The 3,838-nt window shown below is 49.9% G+C and carries 3 protein-coding genes and 1 pseudogene; 3 read left to right on the top strand and 1 reads right to left on the bottom strand.

The window, feature by feature from the left end; all coding sequences use genetic code 11:
• The 3 genes and pseudogenes from AC1S52_RS05025 to AC1S52_RS05015 form a co-directional block, all read left to right on the top strand.
• Positions 1 to 233 (top strand): annotated as a pseudogene (locus AC1S52_RS05025) (IS1 family transposase); the annotation flags it as partial.
• Positions 234 to 495: 262 nt separating this feature from the next.
• Complete coding sequence (locus tag AC1S52_RS05020; RefSeq protein WP_482027945.1) at positions 496 to 3,222, top strand: hypothetical protein; 2,727 nt, start codon at positions 496 to 498, stop codon at positions 3,220 to 3,222.
• A 96-nt stretch (positions 3,223 to 3,318) separates the two neighbouring features.
• Positions 3,319 to 3,447, top strand: a complete 129-nt coding sequence (locus AC1S52_RS05015; RefSeq protein WP_482027944.1) for a photosystem I reaction center subunit VIII — start codon at positions 3,319 to 3,321, stop codon at positions 3,445 to 3,447.
• Between the two features lie 76 nt (positions 3,448 to 3,523).
• Here AC1S52_RS05015 and AC1S52_RS05010 read toward each other — a convergent pair.
• Positions 3,524 to 3,838, bottom strand: a 315-nt coding sequence (locus AC1S52_RS05010) for a transposase (RefSeq protein WP_482027943.1), incomplete at its 5' end; no start/stop codon positions are given.

Here is a 3,838-nt window from a genome sequence, read left to right as displayed (position 1 = left end):
TTCTATGTCACGGATGGTTGGAGTGTTTATCCAGGTTTTATTCCAGACGGAGACAGATTGTCAGTAAAACCTACATGACACGAGTTGAGGGAGAGAATACGCGATTGCGACACTATCTTGCCCGGTTGCATCGCAAGACCTTGTGCTAGTCCAAGTCCGTAGAAATGCTGAAGCACTCGATTCGCTTGCTACTACACTACCTCAAATTTGGTGATGTGCCCGTCCCGCAGTAAATCATATTTCTATTCAGCAACGCCTCATTCGTCCTTTGTCCTTTGTAGTCTGTAATACCAATGCCCACTGACCAATGACCAACAACCAATGACCACCCCCTACCCTCAATCAATTTTTAAACAGATTGTAAATTTTTTGCCGTTGTCCACTATATTTAGCTATCATCTGAGGCTTTAAGTGGGGAATGATTCCTCTTATCCTCCAGATTTAGCGTTATATGTATTTAAAGAATCTAGCGGGACTGCTCTGGGCAGGTGTGCAATGAAACACTGGGAATTTTTGCTGCAAAAAGAGGGCGATCGCTCCTGGCTTCCCCTGGATTCACCCGATGTTGAAATTCTAGAAGGACGCTACCGGGTTGTCGCTCGTTCCAGTCAGAAGAATGTTGAAGTTGAGCTTCGGATTAGCCATCTGGCAACGGAAGAAGACCCGCCCAAGCGACGTATCCAGAAACGTTCTGCCCGCATCAGCCAGGAGGGATTGCTCGTTGTCATCCCCTACACACGGCTTGAACCAGGACTTTGGGAACTGTGCTGTGCCTCCACGGATTTAATGTCTGACCTGCTAGGAGATGCATGGCAATATGCAGTCAAGCTCCAGGTATTAGCCAAAGATAGGGAAGCCGAGGAGTGGGACTCTCCCTGGGAAGATGCCGCCTCTATGGGTATTGAATCTGAAGATATTGAGTCTGAAGATACTGAATCTGGCGATATTAACTCGACAGAGGCTAACTCCAGGACGATTGACTCTACAAATACCCAGAATGGTGAGAATGGACATCGGTCTGACAATGAGCCACCGCTCCCCAGTTCCCCCCCTGATCCAGAACCAACCACCAACCCGAATAGCTCAACCGATTTACCACCAGAAGTTGCCGAAATTCTAGGCGCTTCAATGGATCGTCTGTTCCAGTTGGCAGAGCAGATGTCCAATCAGTTAGTGGATGAGGTGATGCAGGAGTTTGATACGGCAACCATGCCCGAAGCCATCAGCCAGACTCAACCGTCTACCCCGAACCCCTCTTCAAAGGAACCTACCCTGTCCAATTTAGAGCAACCTAACCCATCTCCATCTGTTCAGCATCCCTTGTCTGGAGGCTATACGCTGCCAGTCGGTACCGTTGCCACCCTTACCCTAGATCAAGAGGCACTGGTTGCCCATCGTGGCGAAAGATTGACCCTTTCTGGTCAAATTGAGCTAGATGACAGTAGCGAGATTTCCCCTACATCTCCGGCTGAAGCGACTAACCCGGCCGGCTCGATGGTTGCCGATCCCTGGGAAACGACTGAGAAACCAGCGGCAGAGCCAGATGAGTCCTTGACAGGGGCAACGATTCAAGAAATTCAACTCTGCCTGCGAGACCCTCAAACTCTACAGGTATTGGCTAGCGATCGCCGTTCCATCCCTGACCAACCCCCTCCCCTTCCCTTCTCCTTCTCCTTTTCTCTCCCCGAGGATCTGCAAACTCGCCTGGTCTTAGGTGAAGTTCTGCTCTACGGCATTCTGTCTGAAAGCGAAACTCCGTTAACCACCCTACTAACAACCCAGGCGTTTACCATCACTGCCGACCCGCAGGATTTAGTGGGAGACCTGGAGAAAATCAACGAAGTGCTGGATGAAACCCTGACAGCCCAAACCGATGATGAAGACCGCATCGATTTACCGCTTGAGCTTTCCCAGAAGTTAGCAAAAGAACAGGAACTACCCTCGTTCAATCTCTCCTTCCTTGAACAGGAACCGCTAGAAGCACCCAAATCTGAAGCGCCCCATCGATTCAAGTCCTTACTGGGCCAGCCGCTTCCACCTCAAATCTATCAGCCCGATCCGGCACATCCTCGCACCAAGCCAATCGAACTGCCTGGATTCGTTTTCCCCAGTCAGCCTCCGTCCATCAGCCTGGATCCAACCTCCAATTCAGACAAAGATGCCCCAGAAACTCCAGCAGAGGTATCTCTAGAGGTATCTCAAACGGATGGTGAAGTGGATGGGGATGCTGAACACGCTCGGTCTGAAATGACCACTCCAACCCCAGAAGCTGAATTGACCCAATCTGTCCCATTGGCTGACTCCAGCGAACTGGCAGAGTCCCCATTGGCGGACTCTCAATTAACAGAGGCGCAAGAGGTCCGTTCAACGACTGAGGTTATTTCTGAATCCAGCCATGAGTTGACCAGCCAGACCGAGGAGGAAGGGAATGCCCCATCCACCTCACTCGTCTCCGGAGATGCCGAATCTGAAATTCAGAGTGATTTGGCTGAATCACCCAAGCAGCAAGCCGAGGCAGCGGAGCCACCTTCCTTTGTTGACTTACCCTCTCCAGTAGAAATGTCTTTTGAAGCCCTAAAGCTTCAGGATCGCTTCTTGACCCGGTTAAACTCGATCGCCAATGATGCCGAGTTGTCGGAATGGCTACGGTCTAACCTGTACCCCGGAAAAGCAGTGCCACCCTCTCGCCCTAATGCCACCAAAAAAGCCGAACGGTTAACGGCTGAGGAAGTGGTGGTTGATGACGATCCACCATCCAATCGCTATTTCAGACAACGCAATGGGTTCAGGAAGGTCAAATCTGGCTCAAATTCGGATGAACCCAATCCATTGATTTTGCCGCCGGATGAGCCAGTTCCCACGCCCGTTCTGGAAGTAACCACTATGGGAGAACTGGTTGCCGGAAAGCCTGTCAATATTCGCGTCAGACTACCTCACATCGAACCTCGAATTTACGTCAAACTATGGGTGATTGACCGGCAAACTCGCTCCATGTTAGATGGTCCACGCTGGCTGTTAGATTTTCTCCCCAACAGTCGGGGAGAACTGGAAGTGCTAACCCAGCTAACCGTTCCCTTTGGCAGCTTAGAAGTGCTATTTGAGGCGATCGCAATTGAAATGCATACCCAGCGTGAGAGCCATAAAATCAGTGTCGATCGCAGCGTCATCCCTCCCGACTTACCCGTTGTATCCCTTGACGATTTCGATACTCGGTTCTACTGATCCAGATTATTAAGAATCTTTAGAAACCAAAAACTTGTCCCCAGTTCACAGTAGAGTCTTTCCAGGAATCATCCAAACCTAGATAGGAAACGTTCTATGACAGGCGAATACGCAGCATCTTTCTTACCCTGGATTCTTATTCCTGTTGTCTGCTGGCTCTTGCCTGCGGTCGTCTTTGGTCTTCTGTTCATCTATATCGAACGCGAAGACCCCGACGGAATCTAGGGCTAATCAAGGCGAAATACTCTTGTCCATTTTCAGCAAGATATTTCGCCTCAAATTATAGCTATGGACAAGACTATTAGGACACAGCATCCTTCGGAACCGACTCCATCGCCTGCCTTAAAGAACTAAAGCTAGACAAGCTTTTGAGCCAAGCCCAACACTTTTCAATCCGATTGAAATCTGGAGAATACGCAGGTAGATACAGCAAACGACAGCCTGCCGACTCAACGAGTTGAGCAATCCGTCCACCCTGATGAAACGTCGCGTTATCCAAAATCAAAACCTTTCCAGGCTTCAGAGTGGGCAGTAAACACGTTTCGAGCCAGGTTTCAAACACGACTCGATTACAAGCCCCCTCCACTGTAAAAGTGGCACTCAACTGGTGCTCACA

This window comes from Kovacikia sp. CALU 1929 (assembly GCF_056784235.1).
This window is presented reverse-complemented; position numbering and strand designations above follow the sequence as displayed.

Excerpts from the sequence above, each read along its gene's own strand:
- AC1S52_RS05020 (WP_482027945.1), top strand. The coding sequence starts at position 496 with ATGAAACACTGGGAATTTTTGCTGCAAAAAGAGGGCGATCGCTCCTGG.
- AC1S52_RS05015 (WP_482027944.1), top strand. The coding sequence starts at position 3,319 with ATGACAGGCGAATACGCAGCATCTTTCTTACCCTGGATTCTTATTCCT.